This is a genomic window from Thermosipho sp. 1074 (assembly GCF_001999655.1).
GTDB classification, from domain to species: Bacteria; Thermotogota; Thermotogae; order Thermotogales; family Fervidobacteriaceae; genus Thermosipho; species Thermosipho affectus.
Map to the genome: position 1 here is coordinate 81,770 of NZ_LBEX01000015.1, position 17,502 is coordinate 99,271.

A 17,502-nucleotide genomic window follows, 5' to 3' on the forward strand; every position below is an offset into this window, starting at 1 on the left:
ATAAAATGAAAGCGATTATACTTTGTGCTGGAAAGGGTACAAGACTAAGACCTTTAACTTTTACAATAGCCAAACATCTTATTCCCATTGCAAATAAACCGGTTATTTACTATAGCTTGGAAAAAATAAAGAGTATTGGGATTGATCAAGTTGGTCTTATTGTAAACAATGAAAACATAAACGATTTTAAAAATTTTTTGGGAGATGGAGAAAAATTTGGGTTAAGTATAGAATACATATTGCAAAATGAACCAAAAGGTCTAGCGCATGCCGTCTCTATTGCAAGGGATTTTATTGGAAATGACGATTTTTTAATGTATTTGGGTGATAACCTTATATTAGATGATATCTCAAAATTTGTAAATGAATTTAGAAAAGAAGAGGAACTGAAAGCTTCTATATTACTTTCTCCTGTAAAAGATCCTTCAAGGTTTGGTGTTGCAGTTGTAAAAGGAGAAAAGATAGTAAAGGTCGTGGAAAAACCAAAAGACCCTATTTCAAATCTTGCAATTATTGGAATGTATTTGTTTAGGAGTACAATATTTGAAGGAATAGATAACATAAAACCTTCATGGAGAGGAGAACTTGAAATTACAGATGCAATAGGATATTTGATAGAGAAGGGATACAATGTAAAAGGACATGTTGTCTATGGTTGGTGGAAAGATACGGGAAAACCCGAAGATTTGATAGAAGCAAATAGAAAGATATTGGATGATAACCATTTTAAGTTGGAAAACAAAGGAATTGTGGATACTTTGTCGGATATACAAGGTAGGGTGTATATTGGGGAAAATAGTGAAATAATTAATTCTACTATAAGGGGACCTGTTGTTATAGGGGCAAATTGTGTTATTAAGGATTCCTATATTGGTCCTTATACCTCTATTGGGGATAACGTTTTAGTTGAAAATTGTGAACTTGAAAATAGTATTTTAATGGATCATGTAAAATTGCTCAACTTGCCATATCCCATAGATTCTTCTTTAATAGGTAAAAACGTACAAATTGTTAACAATGAAAGAAAACCAAAGGCAATGAAGTTTGTAATTGGAGACATGGGAAAAGTGGAAATAGTGAGGTGATATTTTTGATTAAGCTTATCTTAACGGATTTAGATGGAACACTTTTAAATGATGAAAAACACGTACCAGAGCGGAATATAATTGCGTTAAAAAGGGCTATGGAGAAGGGAATTCACATTAGTATTGCAACTGGAAGAAATTATTATTCTGCAAAAAGATATGTGGAAGAGTTGGGATTGGATGTGCCAGTTGTATTTCAAAATGGGGCGTTCATTTATATGCCATTTGAAAATAAAGTATTGTATGAATCTCCCTTGCCATCTAAAATTGCAAAAGAATTAATAGATTATGCCAGAAAAGAGAAAGTAGATTACATTCTCTTTTCAGATTTTCTAGATGAAAAAGATATGTATATGGACAAAGAACATAAAGGTGGATATGTAAAATATTTAGAACAAAATAGTTGGCGGATTAACAAAGTTGATGATGTAATTAAATTTATAACAAAAGACAAAGTTGCAGAAGTAGTACTTATGGGAAATGAAGCAAAAATTAGAAGGATAATAGAATTTGTTGGTAAAAAATATACAGGTCAATTTAGTGCTATAAAGAATAACGTGGTGGATGGTTGGGCGTTTTTTGAATTTTTCGGCAAAGGGGCATCTAAAGAGAATGCGTTAAGATTTTTGCTTAATTATTTTAAAGTCTCGGAAAATGAAACAATGTTCTTAGGTGATAATTATAACGATATTGGTATTATGAAATTAGTGGGTTTTCCAGTTGCAATGGAAAATGCAGTTGAAGAAGTTAAGAAGGTAGCAAAGTTTATTACGCTTTCTAATAACGATGGAGGAGTAGGTTTTGCGGTGGAAAAGTTTGTTCTTTAGTGTTTTTTTTCTTGTGAATGTTTTTTCGTATACTATATATGATTTACAGCTTGCAGTTGGAAAGCGAGAACAACAAGAGGTTTTAAAGATTTTAAATTCAATAGATTATGATGCTCTCCAAATTGATTTTAAGTGTGAGGTAATACTAGCATGTACCGACTTGTATTTTTGGGGACATGGAGATGTAAAAAGATACCAAGATTTAGCAAAAAAATACGTAGATGCACTTTTAGAGACAAACTACTGGAAAGTATACTATGCAGCGGCTTTAGTATATGGACACTACGTTCAAAAAAATTATTTTTTAGCGTTGATTTACTATAAAAAAGTGTTTGATTTTGCAAAAAAAGCCGTGGAATACGGGCAAGATCAATATCTTGCCCATCTTTTATATGGAATACTTCACCTTGAAACACCATTTGGTGATTTAAATGTTGCAAAAGATCACCTCTTAAAAGCGCTGCAACTGAATAAAAATCATATATATACGTATGTTGAATTGGGAAAATATTACGAAAAGGTACATGATTGTAAACGCGCAAAAGAGATGTATGAGAAAGCATTGAAGTTAAATGGGCTTGAAATTTGGAGTTATATAAATGAAGAGGCAAAAAGAGAGGCAAGTGAAAGGTTGTTGGAGGTGGAAAGAAAGTGTACAAGCGGGTAAAAGGAACAGACGATATTTATGGAGAGGATATGAAATATTGGTACTTTGTAGAAGACGTTGCAAGGGAAACGGCAAGGTTGTATGGATATTCCGAAATTAGAACACCTATATTTGAGAGGACGGAACTTTTTGTAAGGGGTGTAGGGGAAGATACAGATATTGTACAAAAGGAGATGTACACATTTGAAGATAAGGGAAATAGGAGTATTACCCTTAGACCGGAAGGAACAGCACCTACTATAAGGGCATTTGTTGAAAATTCGATGTTGGCAACAGGTCTTCCAAAAAGGTTATTCTACATTGGTCCTATGTTTAGATACGAAAGGCCACAATCTGGAAGACAGAGGCAATTTCATCAATTTGGGGTAGAACTTATAGGTTCTCCTTCATCCCTTGCAGATGCAGAAGCTATTGTGCTTGCAGACCGATTTCTAAAAAATTTGGGATTAGTAGATTATACTATAAAGATAAATTCAATTGGTTGTGAGAAATGTAGGGGTGAATATAAAAAAGCACTTAAGAAATATTATGAGAATAAGTTGGATAAAGTTTGTGATGATTGCAAAAGACGGTATGAAACAAATGTATTAAGGCTTCTTGATTGTAAAGTAGACGTTGAATATGTAAAAGGGGCACCAAAGATAACGGATTATTTATGTGATGATTGTAAAAGTCACTATCTTGAAACTAAAGAGATTTTAGATGATTTGGAAATAAAATATGAAGAAGATCCATTACTTGTAAGAGGTCTTGATTACTACAATAGAGTGGTATTTGAAATACATCACGGAAAACTTGGAGCTCAAAGTGCAGTAGGTGGTGGGGGTAGATACGATAATCTGATAAAGGAATTAGGTGGTCCAAAAACCCCATCTTTGGGATTTGCAATGGGGATTGAAAGATTAATAATAGCGATAAAGGAAGAAAATATACCAGTAGATGATGTAAAAAATAACGAAGTGTATGTAGCTCACCTTGGGGAAAGAGCAAGAGTTGAAGCAATAAAGATATCTGAGGAACTAAGAGATAGTGATATTTCGGTTGTATTTAACACCATGGAAAGGGGATTGAGCGCGCAATTAAAACATGCTGCAAGATTAAAGTGTAAACTTTGTATAATTGTTGGTGAGAATGAATTGGAGAGAAATATTGTTATTTTAAGGAATATGGAAACAGGTGAGCAAATAGAGATAGAAAGAGACTACATAGTTGGAACCACAAAAGAGTGGATTGAAAAGTAGTGAGTTATATCGAAGCAGTTATAGCTATAGTTGTTACACTTATAGCTGTAACTGCTATTTTTTTTACCATAGAAAGCCAAAGGGCAATGTACAATAAAATCTTGCAAATAGAACTTTCCAAACTTCATGCCGAGGATTTATTTCTAATTTCCCTACCTAGTCTACATCCTCAATTATCTTATGTTTATGTATCAGAAAATGGGGTGAAAATTGAAAATGAAATCAAATTTGTCGAATTTGATATGGAAAATAACATAAAAGTGAAGGTATTTTATTTTGAAAATCTTGACTTTTAATTTCATATGATTTATAATTTCAATAGAAATGAAAAAAAGGTGAGAAAATGAATGAACTTTTAAAAATTTTGTCTTCACCACAGCTTTTTGAAGTTTTAAATTTTTTGAAAGATCATTCCAACAAAAACCCAAGTTCTATTGCAAAGGAATTGGGATTCCATACGTTTACGGTTCAAAGATATTTAGAGATATTGGAAAAATTTGGAATCGTATCCTCAAAAGTTGAAAGAAAAATAGGAAGACCTTCAAAAAAATATAGATATTGTGGCGGTAAGGTAACAATAGATTTTGACGAGATTTTAAAAGTCTTTGAATTAAAATCAAAAAAGATACGTGAAAGAGAAAGTAAGGCAAGGTATAACTATGACTTAAAGAAAGAGACTATAAACGGTGTTGTTAAAAATGGGAAAATTATAAAGCTTTCTGATGTAGAAGGAAGGGTGTTATTTTTAGTACCTCCAATAGATAGTACGGGAATTTTAATTTCTAAAATTGTTGAAAAGTTAAACTTTCCGGAATTTGATATTTTATTTGCAATTAATAACCTTGTTTTAATGGATATTGTAGAGGTGGTAAAGTGAATATAATATTGTTTTTTGTGATTTTTTATTTTATTTTAAGGTATGTGCTGTTCAAATATTTTGGTGGAGAGAAAAGCAAATTATTAAGATATGATTATTGGAATTTCTTTATTTTAATTTTAATCCTTTTTTTAAGTGTTAATTTTTCTTCTTATGTTTTTTACTTTGTAATTGTATTTGGATTAGTATTTAACATATTTTACTTTTTTACGTATAGAATAACATTTGTTAGTTTTATTCTAAATTTGGCAATTATTATCTGTTTTCTGTTTCCTAAATACATTTGGGTTTCATCCTTTTTTGTTTTAATTCAATTTATTCGTATGAAGTTAATACCAATGTACAATTGGATTTACGTTTCAAGTGAGGCTGAAAATATAGCAAATAAATGTAAAAAAGGTGGTTATTCTAGAAAGCCCGTGGTGATTTTTGGTGATTTTGGGAAAAGAGTAATAATAAATGGAAGGGGAATAATAGTTAATGTTTTGAATGATAAAATGGTGTTTAGAATAACGAGAAATACTCATAGAGCGTTAGGTGAGCCAAATCTATACGAATTTTGTGAAAAAATGTCGAAAGTCATTAGGGGGTGGTTGGATGATAAAAGCGGAAAAGTTAACTAGAAAATTTGGGAATTTTGTTGCGGTAAATGGTATTGATTTGTATATTGAAAAGGGAAAAATTTTTGGATTTTTGGGTCCAAATGGTGCGGGAAAAACAACAACAATTCGCATGTTAACTGGGTCTTTAAGACCTACAAGTGGTAAAGTGGAAATTTTTGGGCTTGATATGAAAACACATGAATTAGAGATAAAAAGAAGAATAGGAGTTGTACCAGATGAACCTAGAATTTACGATCATTTGAGGGGATATGAATATCTAGAGTTTATAATGGACATTTACAGGCAAAATACTAAGGAAGTTAAAAAGAGGATAGAAGAACTATCCGAGGCATTTGGGGTTGATTATCTTGACAAGCAAATTTCCGATATGTCGCATGGTATGAAACAAAAATTGATGGTAATAAGCGTTTTGATGAGAAAGCCAGAAGTTATATTTTTAGATGAACCAACTGTAGGATTAGATGCAAAGAGTGCAAAGATTTTAAAAGAGCTTTTGAGAAAATATGCAAATCAAGGAGTTACAATTTTTCTAACAACTCATATATTAGAGATAGCAGAGAAGATGTGTGATGAAATAGCTATTATAAATAAAGGAGAGATAATAGCACAGGGGGATATTGAAACTTTAAAACAAGGAGAAAACAAATCGCTTGAAGACCTCTTTTTGGAGTTAACTGCACAAGAAGAAGATATAAAAAATATTGTGGATTCACTTTAAGGGGGTGGTTATATGAGAGAATTTGTTATATTACTCAAATATCTGAGTAATCCCCATTTATACGGGAAGAAAAAATCATCGGTTAAAGGTAATTTTCTCAGGCAATTGTTGGCATATATGATGGGTGCTATTCCATTAGGAGTAATGGTATTTTTCTTTTCAAAAAAAATCTTTGTGGAATTGTACAAAGTAGATCAAATGGCTGCAAAGTATATGTTTTTAATGTGGAATTCCATACTTTCTTTGTTTTTTGTGGTGGGATTTATCGGGCTTGCCATGTATTCACTTTCAAGAAACGATGAAATGGAATTATTACTAACTATGCCTATTTCAAGGACTGTGTTAACTGCTTTTCAAATATTTTCTGCAACATTGTCGCAGTTATATACTCTTTCATTTTTTGTGTTTGTTTCCCTATCTTACATTATATCCGTAAAGCAGAATATATTATTGGGAATTTTGCAGATAATTTTACATATTTTCTTTTTGATTGTTTTTTCTTCTGTAGTTGCTGTATTGATAGGTGGAAAAACTTCAAAATCTTTCACAAGAAGGTTTTACATGATAGTGTTACTTTTATCTATGTTTTTCTACTTTTTTATAATTGCAATGATGGATGTAGATGTTTCAAAACTTCAAAATATGGCAAAATTGTTTATTTTTTCCTCAAAAGAATACAATTTCCTTGCGTGGAGTTTTATTTCTGAAAAAACATTTTTTTATTCACTTGTTTCTACCGTTTTGCTTACATTTTCATTTGTTGGTATATCTAGGAAAGTTGGGTTTGAACCTGTTCAGTCAAAGAGAAAGAGGGGGTATAAAATATCTAGTGCAGGTTCTCCAATAAAAGCGGTTTTCAAAAAAGATATGAAGGCTGCTTTAAGATATGAACAGTTTTTGTATTTTATACTTTATCCATTGGGTTTTGGGATATTTATGATGTTTATAAACAGAAGCGATTTTTTACATTCAATATTTTATACTATTCCAATTTTTACATTTTATATTGCGCTTGAAACAGGCATATTAACGTTTTCTGAGGTATCAAAAATAGAGGTTAGTTCAATGTATCCCATACGTTTTTCAACACTTATGATGCCAAAAATTGTACTTCCTTTAGGATTGAATTTTCTCATACTTTTATTGGTGTTTTTTATTTCCTTATTTTTTGCACCTTTTAGTATTTTTATCTTTTTAATACTTATATTTTCTTTAATTTTATTCTTTATGAGCGGAGTTTTGGGAGCATATTATGCTATAAAATCACCTAACGTTAAGTCAAATAATATGAATAGGATATTTACAGTTTCCGCAACTTTTATAATAGAAACAATAACTATGGGCCTGGCTTTTGGAATTATTATGCCATATTTTGTTATAATTAGAAGTGAAAGTGCACCGTGGTGGTTATATTTGATATTTATATCTTCAATTGTGTTTAGTGTATTACTTTCATTTGTGTATATTAAAAGATTAAAAAAGCTTATCTATCAAAAATTGTGAGGTGATAGATATGAAGTATTTTAAATTTGACATAGGTGACATCTTAGATGTAGAGTTTACAAATCTTGAAGGTAAGAAAGTAAAACTTCCAAAGGGAAAATGGGTTGTTTTGTATTTTTATCCAAAGGATAATACCAAAGGTTGCACAACAGAAGCATTGGAATTTTCAGGGCTTATAGACGAATTCAAAAAATTAAATGCAGAAGTAATAGGTGTAAGTCCAGATAAAGTTGAAAGTCATAAAAAATTCATAGCAAAACATAACTTAAAAGTAAAGTTTTTAAGTGATGAAAATAAAGCTGTACTGGAAAAGTTGGGAGTTTGGCAGTTGAAAAAGATGTACGGAAGAGAGTATTACGGGGTTGTAAGAACTACTGTATTAGTTGATCCAGATGGAAAAATAGAATATGTGTGGGAGAAAGTAAAGGCAAAAGGACATGCAAAAGAGGTACTTGAAAAGTTAAGAGAATTAATTGAAAGATAAAAAAAGTGCGCATTTGCGCACTTTTTTAATTGTCAATGGTTGAGTATGAAGATGTAAACTTGTCTTGGATTAATTGTATATTCAACGTCTGTGTCAATGTATGTCTTTTGTGTATCCCATGTAAAATTATTTAAATCGGCGTATAGTATGCGGGTATATCCCTTTGGAATTGTAAATTTGTTTTGATAAATGGGATCGGGGTTGATAAGTACTAAGGCTTCTTGGTTGAAATACGACTTTTTCAGTACAATAAGGTTTTTCCAATTTTTTTCGATATTTACATTTCCATGCGAAAGTGCATAGTAGTCTTTTTTTAGATTGAATATAGTTTTGAAATAATTTAGTAATGATTTTTCATTTTCTTCTTCTTCTTCCACCGAAACGCCATCGTATGGATCATCGTATATAGCTCCATCTAGATTTGCATTTCCAAATGTTATGTTTTTTAATTGATATATTTTTTTAGTCCAATTTGTTTGTCCTTCGCCAGATTGTGAAGCATACCACTGCATGGGTTCTCTAACAGGTTCATCATACACAGGTCCATTCCATTTAAATCCTTTAAGTCCTATTTCATTACCGTAATATATAGTTGGAAGACCTTCTAAAAATACCAATAAAGTATTTAGAACTGCATATTGTGAAGTTCCATATGAATTATTATGATATTTTTCATCGCATAGAACCGAGATAAATCTATTAAGGTCATGGTTATCTAAAAACGGAAAATAATTTGGAAAGATCCCTTCGTAGTCTACGTCTTTGTACCAGGTGGAAATTAAGTTGTCTTTGCCTTCGTAATTTTCCCTTGTGTTAAACATAAAATTAAAATCAAAGACGGGCATAGGTGCAAATTTTTTTAAGATATCTATATTTCCATCGTATGCTTCACCTACAACAATTATATCTTCTTTTATCGATTTTACATACCTTGCAAGTTCTTTGGAGTACTCGGTGGATTTTTCTATTCCATCATCCCAATCATTTCCATAGAAATGTTTTACGGCGTCAAATCTAAACCCATCTACACCTTGTAAAATCCAGTAATTTAAAATATCCCTGTGTAATTCTTTGACTTCTGGATTATCAAGGTTAAAATCTGGCATGGACGGCCCAAATATTCCAAAGTAATAAATTTTTTTACCCTTTGAATTTACTTTGTAATGCCAGTGGGGAAGATTCTTTTCTTCAAGACTCATAATATAATAGTTCCAATATTTTGAGTTTGTCGTATTTTCTATGGCATCTAAAAACCATGGGTTTTTGTCTGAAGAGTGATTTAGTGGAATATCAAGTATTATTTTTATATTATTTTCATGTGCTTTCTTTAAAAGTTCGATAAAATCATTAATATTACCATATTCTGGGTTTATTTTGTAGTAATCTACCACATCATATCCGTGGTATGATGTAGATTTAAATATAGGCATAAGCCATATGGTGCTTATTCCAAGTTTTTTTAGGTAATCTATTTTTCGTGTTATTCCCTGTAGGTCACCTATTCCATCGTTATTTCCATCAAAGAATGATCTTACAAACAAAAGGTACATAATATTTGAAGAGAATATTTCATTAAGTAATTCTTTTGCGTCTATTTTTGTTAGACCACTTTCCTTTCCATCATAGATGGCATTTATGTAATAGATGTATTTTTCTTTTGTTGGATTTGTATCGACAAATTCTGTGTTTGTTGTTTTCCCAAGAAAGTCTATGTCAAGTTCATTTGAACCTTTGTATATGTAAAAGGTTGCTGGAAGGGTGTATTTCCAAGAAAGCTTAATACCGTTATTTGTTATTTCTGCTGTTGCATCTTTTATTTCTTCAAGGTATGGAAGAATAGGTTCTAGAACTATATTTTCTTCTTTTATTTCAAAATTTAATGTGGTTTTTGATGCGGGAAATACTTGAGCTATGGTGTTAATTTTTACGTTTTTTTCTTGAGTTGTAGTTGCATTAATACTTATTTCCCAGACCCCCGGATAAACCTCTTTTTCAAAAGATATGTTGTTTTCTATAAAGTTATGTACAGGCGATGCAGTTAATGTACCTTTAATTGTCGATTCTTTGATTTCTGTACCTTTTGCCTTTAAAGTAATAACCAAAGTGCCGTTTGTGAAAATAGTTTGTATAGTTATTTTGTTTTCACCGTATGAAAGGGTGGTTTCTTTTTCACCGTAAGCTACAAGTGCTTTGTTGTATCCTTCTACCCTTATTTTGTATTTACCCGGGGTAAGTCCTTCTAGGTTTGTAAAAAGAGAGTCCTTTAGATCCCTTTTTAACACTAATTTTGAGCCTTGGAATATCTTTAGTGTGTATTTTTCTATTTTTACGTCTTTTTCAAAACTTTGCGCGGAGATCTTCGGAGCACTTTCTATTGCCCCTTTTAATGATATACTCAAAGACATTTTTAAGGGAGTGGTACACGAAAAAAGAAGAAGTAGTACTATCAAAACAGAAAAGATAACTTTTTTCATATAAACCCTCCTTTGTGGTATCGGTTCCAAATAATTATAACAAAACTCCCCTTCGAATTGAAGGGGAGTTTGGAATTTGTTAGTATAGCTTTAATATTGCATCTATTTTCAAAGCGTTATTTAACCCTTTGATTGTTATTTGTATACTTTCGTCGCTGAAAGTTGTAAATGTTGTATTATTTAATAGTGAATTTAGTAATATATATAAAGATTCTTCTGTTCCCCAGTAGTTCCATATTTTTTGTTCCAAAAGACTGTCAAAGAAGCTTTTTTTGATTCCAAGGTTGTTATCCCTTAAATCAATTGGATCAGGTAGATTTTTGAAATCTATTGTAAGTGTTGCAGAAAATGTGGTTTGACTTGCTTCTATTACAAGTTTTGAATCTAGCGAATGATTTAGTTCTTTTAATATGTCAATATATGCCTTATTATTAATCTGTGTTCCATTTATTTTTATGTCTGTGTTTTCCGTATCTATTTTTTCATCTAGTTCTTTTCCAATGCGTATATCAGAGTCTTCCGTTGCACCAAATTTTAATGCAAAGAGTTCAAAAAAACTGTACCAATTTGTCCATCCCTTTTCGTTTGTCTTTGTTTTTTCAAAATTGTACAGCTCAATAGCACTGTCTAATATGGTTTTGGCAATTTTTATTTCCTCTTTTATTCCAGGAATTTTAAACAGTGTTTCTGTAAATAAATCTTTCATATCAAGAATGTCTTTATCTTCCGATATTTCGGAAAGTTGATATCCCAAATCTTTTAGCGTTGTCCAAAATTCCTGTGTGTTTGGTTCTGCAAATGAAGTATTTGAGATAAGGTTACTTGCTTGGGATGTCAAAAATGTATCAATTTTTCCCATTTTTGCATTTTTTACACTTTTTACATAATTTCTTATCCTTTCTCTTTTTTCATATGTTTTTACAATGTATGTTGTAAAGGTGTGTAGTATAACGACATCTCTGTAATCCATAGCTATTTCTTTGTCTGTTTCAATGTTAAATGCATTCAAAATCTTTTCCCTTGCCTCTTTTTTAAACACGACTTTGAAATCTAATCTGTCCTCTTTTTCTCTAATTTTATTTGTTGTTTCTAATATCTTCTTAAATTTTTCGATCAAATTCGGATGTTCTTCAATAAGTTCTAATATGTTCTCTATTATGTCTTCCATTTGCTCTTCTTCAGTTGAAAAGGTATGCATTTCTGTTGTTGATTTTGGGGCAATGATTTCTGAAAGCTCTGCAATAAAGTTTTGGGTTTCATCGTCAATGACCACGGAAGCAATGTAGGATGTTTCATCACTCGATAAATTTGAAATTTCTGAATTTGTTGGAATTTCGTTGAAGTTAACACATCCAAATAATATGAATAATAAAGATATTATAACTAGAAATTTTTTCATATGTACCACCTCCTTTGACTTTAGACACCTTCTAAATTATAACATTTTTATATTAAAGTTTCGTTTTTTTGATTTAAATTTTGATTTTGTATAAATCGTTTAAAAGGATATTAACGTAAATATGAGTTGAAATGATATAAATTAGATGTTTATAATAATTTACAGAGTTTGTTTGAATGTCTTAAAATTTAAAGGAGGGATTTTTATTAGAAGTATATCATCCAAGATGTTTTTCATTGTGGGCGTTGTTTTTGCTGGTATGGTTATATTTGGATTTATATTTTGGTTTAACGTGGATAAGATTTACATGAGAGAAAAAGTTACCTTTACTGTTAATAGTCAAATAGTTGAGCTTGGAATTTACGAAAATGATTTTCTTGTAGCGGTGCAAACTAAAGATTTTAACTTATTAAAAGATACTATAGAACATTTTGAAAGAAAATTAGAAGAAATGGAAAAAGTGAGAGGAAATTTTAATAATAGGCAAAGAGAGCTTTTTGAAAGTAGTATTATATCATTAAAAAAATTGATAGAAAGTGTTAAAAATATAGATATCCAAAATATTGATCAAAAAACTTTTCAAAACTTTGTGCACATTCAGTTTCAAGTTCGAAAATTACTACTTGAGCTAGTGGATTTACTAAAAGAGAATACATCAAATGCGATGAAGAATTTAATTCTAAGTACAATTTTTGTTTTAGTGGTTGTAGGTAGTATAGTTATAATAATTGTTTTGTTAATAACAAGGGGGTTGATAACTCCTTTAAAAAAAGCATCTGTGCTTGTTGAAAATTTAAGTAATGGTGTTTTAAATGTTGAAATAGAAAAAATAAAGAGTAAAGATGAAATAGGACGTATGGCTCAATCTGTTGAAAAGCTAAGGGAAAAGTTATTTGATGTTATAGAGGGAATAAATAATTCATCTAGTGAGTTGAGTGCAAATAGTGAAGAGTTATCAGCTGTGTCAGAAGAAATATCTACGAACTTAAATAGTGTTTCTGAGGGTATTGATAAGTTAAGTAAGGAAGCTCAAGATAATTCTGCAGCTCTTCAGGAAATAACTGCAAGTATTGAGGAATTTGCAGCATCTGCAGATGTCAACGCAAAAGCAGCACAGGATATGCTTGAAAAAACAAATGAATTGCATAATTTATCAGATAAAAGTACAAAAAAAGTAAGCGAAATTGTAGATAAAATAAAAAATACAAAGGAGCTTAGCGATATAACAAAAAGAAGTTTAGAAAAACTACTACAAATGGCGGGCAATATAAATACTATAGTAAACACAATAAATGCTATATCAGAGCAGACAAATTTACTTGCATTAAATGCTGCAATAGAGGCTGCACGTGCCGGTGAAGCGGGTAAAGGCTTTGCAATAGTTGCAGATGAGATAAGAAAACTTGCGGAAGAGAGCAAAAATGCAACACAACAGATTGTTCAGATATTAGAGAGTATAAGTACGGGAATAGTAAATTCTTCTGATTTTGTTGAAAAAACAACACATTCTATAAATGATGTTGCCGTATCTTCAGAAAAAATAATGCATATATTTGAAAGTATAAAAGAGATGTTGAAAGAAGTACGTGAAAAAGTTGATATTGTTGCATCTAATACACAAGAACAAAGTACAGGTATAGAAGAGATGTCAGCTGCAGTTACTAGATTAAATACACTGTTAAGTACTACCGCAGAAGTAACTGAAGATGCAAATGCCGCGTTGCAAGAATCAAATGGTGCAGTAGAAGAAATGAGTGCGTCGATACAGTCATTAGCATCGATTGCGCAACATCTTCAAAGAAAAATTGAATACTTTAAATTGTAATACAGGGAAGGTTTTACCTTCCCTGTTTTTTTGGTGGTAGAATAGTTTTAAATAAGGGGGATGGTAGCCATTTTGAATAGAAATAGTTTTTTAGAACTTTTGAATCAAAGAGTTTTATTTCTTGATGGAGCATATGGCACGGAATTTTTTAAAAAGGGCTTTAAAGGGCCTGTGGAAATTTTGAATATAGTTTCTCAAGAAAAGATATATGACCTTCAAAAGTCATATGTAGAAGCAGGTGTTGATTTTCTTCTTACAAATACATTTAGTGCAAATAGGTTTAAATTAAAATCTTTAGGTGTCAGATATGATTTAAGAGATATAAATCACAGTGCAGTGAAAATAGCAAAAAAAGCTGCAGGAGACAATGTATATGTCTTAGGTGATATTTCATCTACTGGGGTGTTAATAGAGCCTTTTGGAAAAACAACCTTTGATGAAGTCTACAGTGTTTTTAAAGAGCAGGGAGAAATACTTTTAAACTCCGGTGTAGATGGATTTATAATTGAAACTATGACCGATTTAAAGGAATTGAAAGCAGCTGTGTTTGCCCTAAGAGACCTTTCTAATGATGTGCCAATAATTGCACAGATGAGTTTTGAGGAAAATGGTGTTTCAATTACGGGGACGAGTGTTGAGATATTTGCAACACTTTTAAACGATTTAGATGTAGATGTGATTGGAGTAAATTGTACATTAGATCCGGTAAAATTGCTTTTTGTTTTTAAAAAACTTGCAAGTTTTTCGCAGAAACCTTTAAGTGTTGAGCCAAATGCAGGAAAGCCAAAATTAAAAAATAAAGAGTTGATTTACCAAGTGACCCCTGGAGAATTTGCACGTTATATGGTGGAATTTGTTGAGTTTGGTGCAAATATTGTAGGTGGGTGTTGTGGAACATCGCCTGAGCATATAAGGTACATGATAAATTTTGTTGGAAGGAAAAGTCCAAAGAAAAGAAGAATGGTGTTGTCACAGTATATTTCAAATAGAACAAGGTTAAGGAAAGTATCCCCCTTTTTAGTTATAGGTGAAAAAATTAATGCTTTTGGAAGGAAAAAATTTCAAGAAAATATAAAAGTGAAAAATTTTGAAAGGGTTGTAAAACTTGCTAGACTTCAAGAGCAAGATGGCGCACATGTTTTAGATGTTAACTTGGGAATTGAAAAACTCTTAAGTAGAGACCACTTTAAAAAGGTGGTACTTGTTCTTGATAAAATAGGGGCTCTACCGTTGTCTTTGGATATACAAGAATTTGAGTTTATGAAAGTTGCACTAAAAGAATATGTGGGAAGACCTATTGTAAATTCGGCTAAAGCGGATTTAGAAAGTTTAGATAAGGCAATATATCTTTTAAAAAGATATGGTGGGATGTTAATTCTTCTTGCAATGAAGGATAAAATACCACAAAGTGCAGAAGAAAGGTTTAATATTTCTTTGGAAGCTATATCTTATTTGGAAAAAAATGGTATTCCAAAAGAAAGAATTTTTGTAGATCCATTAGTGTTGCCACTAAGTACAGGAAATAACCCAAATATTACGTTAAAGACAATAAAACTTTTAGCTAAAAGAGGAATATTGACAAGTATAGGACTTTCTAATTTGAGTTTTGGGATTTTAAAGAGAGAAGCGGTTAATTCTGCGTTTCTTTCACTTGCAATGGAAAAAGGGTTAAATGCGGCGATATTAAACACATCTGAATCATGTACTATGAACGTGGTGTATGGCAATCTTTTTTTAAGAGGAATAAAACTTGAAAAATTAGAAATAAAAGAGGATCCCATAGTAGAGATGATTTTAAAAAATGATGAAGAAGGTTTAAGGAAAGAAATAGATAAACTTCTTAAAACATATACACCTTTTCAAATAATGCAAGATATATTATCAAAAGCAATAACACGTATAGGTGATTTATATTCAAATGGAAAAATTTTTTTACCGCAATTTATGATATCTATGGAAACGATTGTTCCTATTTTTGATTATTTAAATAGTTTGATTCCAAATGAGGAGAAAGGAAAGACGGTATTACTTGCAACTGTTGAGGGAGATGTACATGATATAGGAAAAAAGATAGTTAAAGTTGTTTTAAAGAGTGTGGGGTTTCATGTAATAGATTTAGGCGAAAATGTACCGTCAGATGTTATTTTGAAAAAGGTTAAAGAATACACACCTGATATATTGGGGCTTTCCACTATGATGACTACTACAATTAAAAAGATAAAAGAAGTAAAAGAATTACTTGAAAAAGAGAAAATTAATATCCCAATAATTGCAGGAGGAGCTTCTATGAACGAGGAGATAGCAAAAGAGTTTGGAGTTATTTATGGAAAAAATGCAATAGATGCCTTAAATAAAATAAAGGATATAATAAATGAAAAACTTTAAAAAGCATTGTACCAACAAGTTGTTTTTGTCAATTATACTTGACAAAATGTAAAATATATTTTACAATAATTATTGGAGGTAAAGTGTAATGAAAAATAAGATAAAGTTTTTTAGGGCTTTAAATAATATAACCCAAGAAGAACTTGCAAAAAAAGTAGGAGTTTCAAGGCAAACTATAAATTATATAGAAAGAGGAAAATATGTGCCATCGGTATTACTTGCGTTGAAAATAGCTAGAGTGTTTAATTGTCAAGTTGAAGAGGTATTTATTTTAGAAGAAGGTGATTAAAATTAGAAAAATTTTGTCTTTTTTTGAAATAGTATTGCTCTTTATAATCACATTTATGATTTCAATTAACAGATGGTTTTCTATTTTTTATCTTTTACCTATATTTTTTGAGTTATATAAAGATATGTTTTCTAAAGAGGTTGATGAATTCGAAAGGTTGGTAAGGTATAAAACGTCTAATATTGTGTTATATATTGTTATTTGTATGTCTGTGACATTTTTGTTGTTGGGATTATTTCCAACAAGGGATATTTATTATTTTTACATATTGTTTCCTTTACTTTTGAGAAGCCTATTGTATATAGGATATTTTTATAGAAGAAAAAGAGTGATAAAAGTTACCGGATATACACTGTTTATAATGTTATCAATTTTTATACTGTTATCTCATGGTTTTACAAAAGAGAGTTTGTTTGAGTGTGTTGTGCCTTTGTTAATATTAATTTCTACATGGGTTTCAATATACTACAGATGGGTTGGCGGTGTAATGTTCTTTGGATATTTTTTAGTATTTAGTTTTTATATCTTTAGAGGTACTTTAAATGTAGGGAAAGTACTTGTATATTCTTTACTTGGAACTGTTTTGTTATTTTTGAGTGTTCAGTCTGTGAGAAAGGAGGAGAAAATATGAAAAGATATATATTATTGCTGTTGTTTTTTAGTGGAGTGATTTTGGCAAATGGATTTAGTTATATACTCGGAGTTGTGATTACTGGTACTGTTTTTCCTTATTTTGAAGTAAAGTATAATTTGGAAGAAATATCTATTGGTTGTTCGATAGGAATGACGTTTGTAGAAGATAAAAAGAATGAATTTTACGATTTTTTATTATCACCGAAAGTTAGTATATCATACTTTCCTTTTAAACAATTTTTTATACAAGCTAATTTTCGAACGATAGTTGTGTTTCCGTATCAACAAAAGCAGTTATATCTCTTTGGTGCTGGGATAGGCTATGGGATACCTTTTAATAATGGAAAAATTAATTTTTTGTTATCTGAAAATATTTCATTGCCAATAAGTGCGGCAAGTAAGGTTAGTAGGCCTATACCTATATTAGAATGCGAATATGAGTTTTAAAAAAGAAAAATATTAAAAATGAGGG

At 30.8% G+C, this 17,502-nt stretch carries 17 protein-coding genes; 15 read left to right on the top strand and 2 right to left on the bottom strand.

Going from position 1 to position 17,502, the window contains the following annotated elements; all coding sequences use genetic code 11:
• The first annotated feature begins 5 nt into the window (after positions 1-5).
• The 10 genes from XO08_RS04600 to XO08_RS04645 are packed head-to-tail and all read left to right on the top strand — an operon-like array spanning position 6 to position 8,025.
• Complete coding sequence (locus tag XO08_RS04600) at positions 6-1,085, top strand: glucose-1-phosphate thymidylyltransferase (RefSeq protein WP_075665861.1); 1,080 nt, start codon at positions 6-8, stop codon at positions 1,083-1,085.
• The gene (locus XO08_RS04605; protein ID WP_232218156.1) at positions 1,082-1,912 is read left to right on the top strand and encodes an HAD family hydrolase; all 831 of its coding nucleotides are present in this window, start codon (positions 1,082-1,084) and stop codon (positions 1,910-1,912) included. Before XO08_RS04600 ends, XO08_RS04605 begins: the two co-directional genes overlap by 4 nt.
• Positions 1,887-2,579 (top strand): lipopolysaccharide assembly protein LapB, encoded by a 693-nt coding sequence (locus tag XO08_RS04610; RefSeq protein ID WP_077287417.1) that lies wholly within the window; start codon positions 1,887-1,889, stop codon positions 2,577-2,579. The genes XO08_RS04605 and XO08_RS04610 overlap by 26 nt, the downstream gene beginning before the upstream one ends.
• Positions 2,564-3,820: a histidine--tRNA ligase gene (gene hisS, locus XO08_RS04615; protein WP_075665864.1), complete on the top strand. Its 1,257-nt coding sequence runs from the start codon at positions 2,564-2,566 to the stop codon at positions 3,818-3,820. The genes XO08_RS04610 and hisS overlap by 16 nt, the downstream gene beginning before the upstream one ends.
• Complete coding sequence (locus XO08_RS04620; RefSeq protein WP_075665865.1) at positions 3,820-4,116, top strand: hypothetical protein; 297 nt, start codon at positions 3,820-3,822, stop codon at positions 4,114-4,116. Before hisS ends, XO08_RS04620 begins: the two co-directional genes overlap by 1 nt.
• Positions 4,117-4,163: 47 nt before the next feature.
• A complete protein-coding gene (locus XO08_RS04625) occupies positions 4,164-4,697 on the top strand; it encodes a transcriptional regulator (protein ID WP_075665866.1) in 534 nt (177 codons plus the stop codon).
• Complete coding sequence (locus XO08_RS04630; RefSeq protein WP_075665867.1) at positions 4,694-5,320, top strand: hypothetical protein; 627 nt, start codon at positions 4,694-4,696, stop codon at positions 5,318-5,320. The genes XO08_RS04625 and XO08_RS04630 overlap by 4 nt, the downstream gene beginning before the upstream one ends.
• Positions 5,295-6,038, top strand: a complete 744-nt coding sequence (locus XO08_RS04635; protein WP_075665868.1) for an ABC transporter ATP-binding protein — start codon at positions 5,295-5,297, stop codon at positions 6,036-6,038. The genes XO08_RS04630 and XO08_RS04635 overlap by 26 nt, the downstream gene beginning before the upstream one ends.
• Positions 6,039-6,050: 12 nt before the next feature.
• The gene (locus XO08_RS04640) at positions 6,051-7,541 is read left to right on the top strand and encodes a hypothetical protein (RefSeq protein ID WP_075665869.1); all 1,491 of its coding nucleotides are present in this window, start codon (positions 6,051-6,053) and stop codon (positions 7,539-7,541) included.
• 10 nt (positions 7,542-7,551) lie between these two features.
• Positions 7,552-8,025: a peroxiredoxin gene (locus tag XO08_RS04645; RefSeq protein WP_075665870.1), complete on the top strand. Its 474-nt coding sequence runs from the start codon at positions 7,552-7,554 to the stop codon at positions 8,023-8,025.
• Positions 8,026-8,057: 32 nt separating this feature from the next.
• Here XO08_RS04645 and XO08_RS04650 read toward each other — a convergent pair whose 3' ends face one another.
• Both XO08_RS04650 and XO08_RS04655 read right to left on the bottom strand, forming a co-directional pair.
• The gene (locus XO08_RS04650) at positions 8,058-10,499 is read right to left on the bottom strand and encodes an alpha-amylase family glycosyl hydrolase (RefSeq protein WP_075665871.1); all 2,442 of its coding nucleotides are present in this window, start codon (positions 10,497-10,499) and stop codon (positions 8,058-8,060) included.
• 79 nt (positions 10,500-10,578) lie between these two features.
• Entirely contained in the window at positions 10,579-11,898 is a 1,320-nt protein-coding gene (locus XO08_RS04655) for a hypothetical protein (RefSeq protein ID WP_075665872.1), read from the bottom strand.
• A 238-nt stretch (positions 11,899-12,136) separates the two neighbouring features.
• Between XO08_RS04655 and XO08_RS04660 the strand changes: the two genes are divergently transcribed.
• The 5 genes from XO08_RS04660 to XO08_RS04680 all read left to right on the top strand — a co-directional run bounded on the left by XO08_RS04660 (position 12,137) and on the right by XO08_RS04680 (position 17,477).
• Complete coding sequence (locus XO08_RS04660; RefSeq protein WP_232218158.1) at positions 12,137-13,723, top strand: methyl-accepting chemotaxis protein; 1,587 nt, start codon at positions 12,137-12,139, stop codon at positions 13,721-13,723.
• A gap of 60 nt (positions 13,724-13,783) precedes the next feature.
• Positions 13,784-16,108 carry a homocysteine S-methyltransferase family protein gene (locus XO08_RS04665; protein ID WP_232218159.1) on the top strand — a complete coding sequence of 775 codons (2,325 nt, stop codon included), beginning with the start codon at positions 13,784-13,786 and terminating at the stop codon, positions 16,106-16,108.
• 88 nt (positions 16,109-16,196) lie between these two features.
• A complete protein-coding gene (locus XO08_RS04670) occupies positions 16,197-16,397 on the top strand; it encodes a helix-turn-helix transcriptional regulator (protein ID WP_075665874.1) in 201 nt (66 codons plus the stop codon).
• Positions 16,390-17,028, top strand: a complete 639-nt coding sequence (locus XO08_RS04675; RefSeq protein WP_075665875.1) for a hypothetical protein — start codon at positions 16,390-16,392, stop codon at positions 17,026-17,028. Before XO08_RS04670 ends, XO08_RS04675 begins: the two co-directional genes overlap by 8 nt.
• A complete protein-coding gene (locus XO08_RS04680; protein ID WP_075665876.1) occupies positions 17,025-17,477 on the top strand; it encodes a hypothetical protein in 453 nt (150 codons plus the stop codon). The genes XO08_RS04675 and XO08_RS04680 overlap by 4 nt, the downstream gene beginning before the upstream one ends.
• Positions 17,478-17,502: the final 25 nt, after the last annotated feature.

Coding starts and splice junctions, on each gene's coding strand:
- XO08_RS04665 (WP_232218159.1), top strand. CDS start 13,784: ATGGTAGCCATTTTGAATAGAAATAGTTTTTTAGAACTTTTGAATCAA.
- XO08_RS04600 (WP_075665861.1), top strand. CDS start 6: ATGAAAGCGATTATACTTTGTGCTGGAAAGGGTACAAGACTAAGACCT.
- XO08_RS04655 (WP_075665872.1), bottom strand. CDS start 11,898: ATGAAAAAATTTCTAGTTATAATATCTTTATTATTCATATTATTTGGA.
- XO08_RS04625 (WP_075665866.1), top strand. CDS start 4,164: ATGAATGAACTTTTAAAAATTTTGTCTTCACCACAGCTTTTTGAAGTT.
- XO08_RS04650 (WP_075665871.1), bottom strand. CDS start 10,499: ATGAAAAAAGTTATCTTTTCTGTTTTGATAGTACTACTTCTTCTTTTT.
- XO08_RS04640 (WP_075665869.1), top strand. CDS start 6,051: ATGAGAGAATTTGTTATATTACTCAAATATCTGAGTAATCCCCATTTA.
- XO08_RS04670 (WP_075665874.1), top strand. CDS start 16,197: ATGAAAAATAAGATAAAGTTTTTTAGGGCTTTAAATAATATAACCCAA.
- XO08_RS04645 (WP_075665870.1), top strand. CDS start 7,552: ATGAAGTATTTTAAATTTGACATAGGTGACATCTTAGATGTAGAGTTT.
- XO08_RS04635 (WP_075665868.1), top strand. CDS start 5,295: ATGATAAAAGCGGAAAAGTTAACTAGAAAATTTGGGAATTTTGTTGCG.
- XO08_RS04680 (WP_075665876.1), top strand. CDS start 17,025: ATGAAAAGATATATATTATTGCTGTTGTTTTTTAGTGGAGTGATTTTG.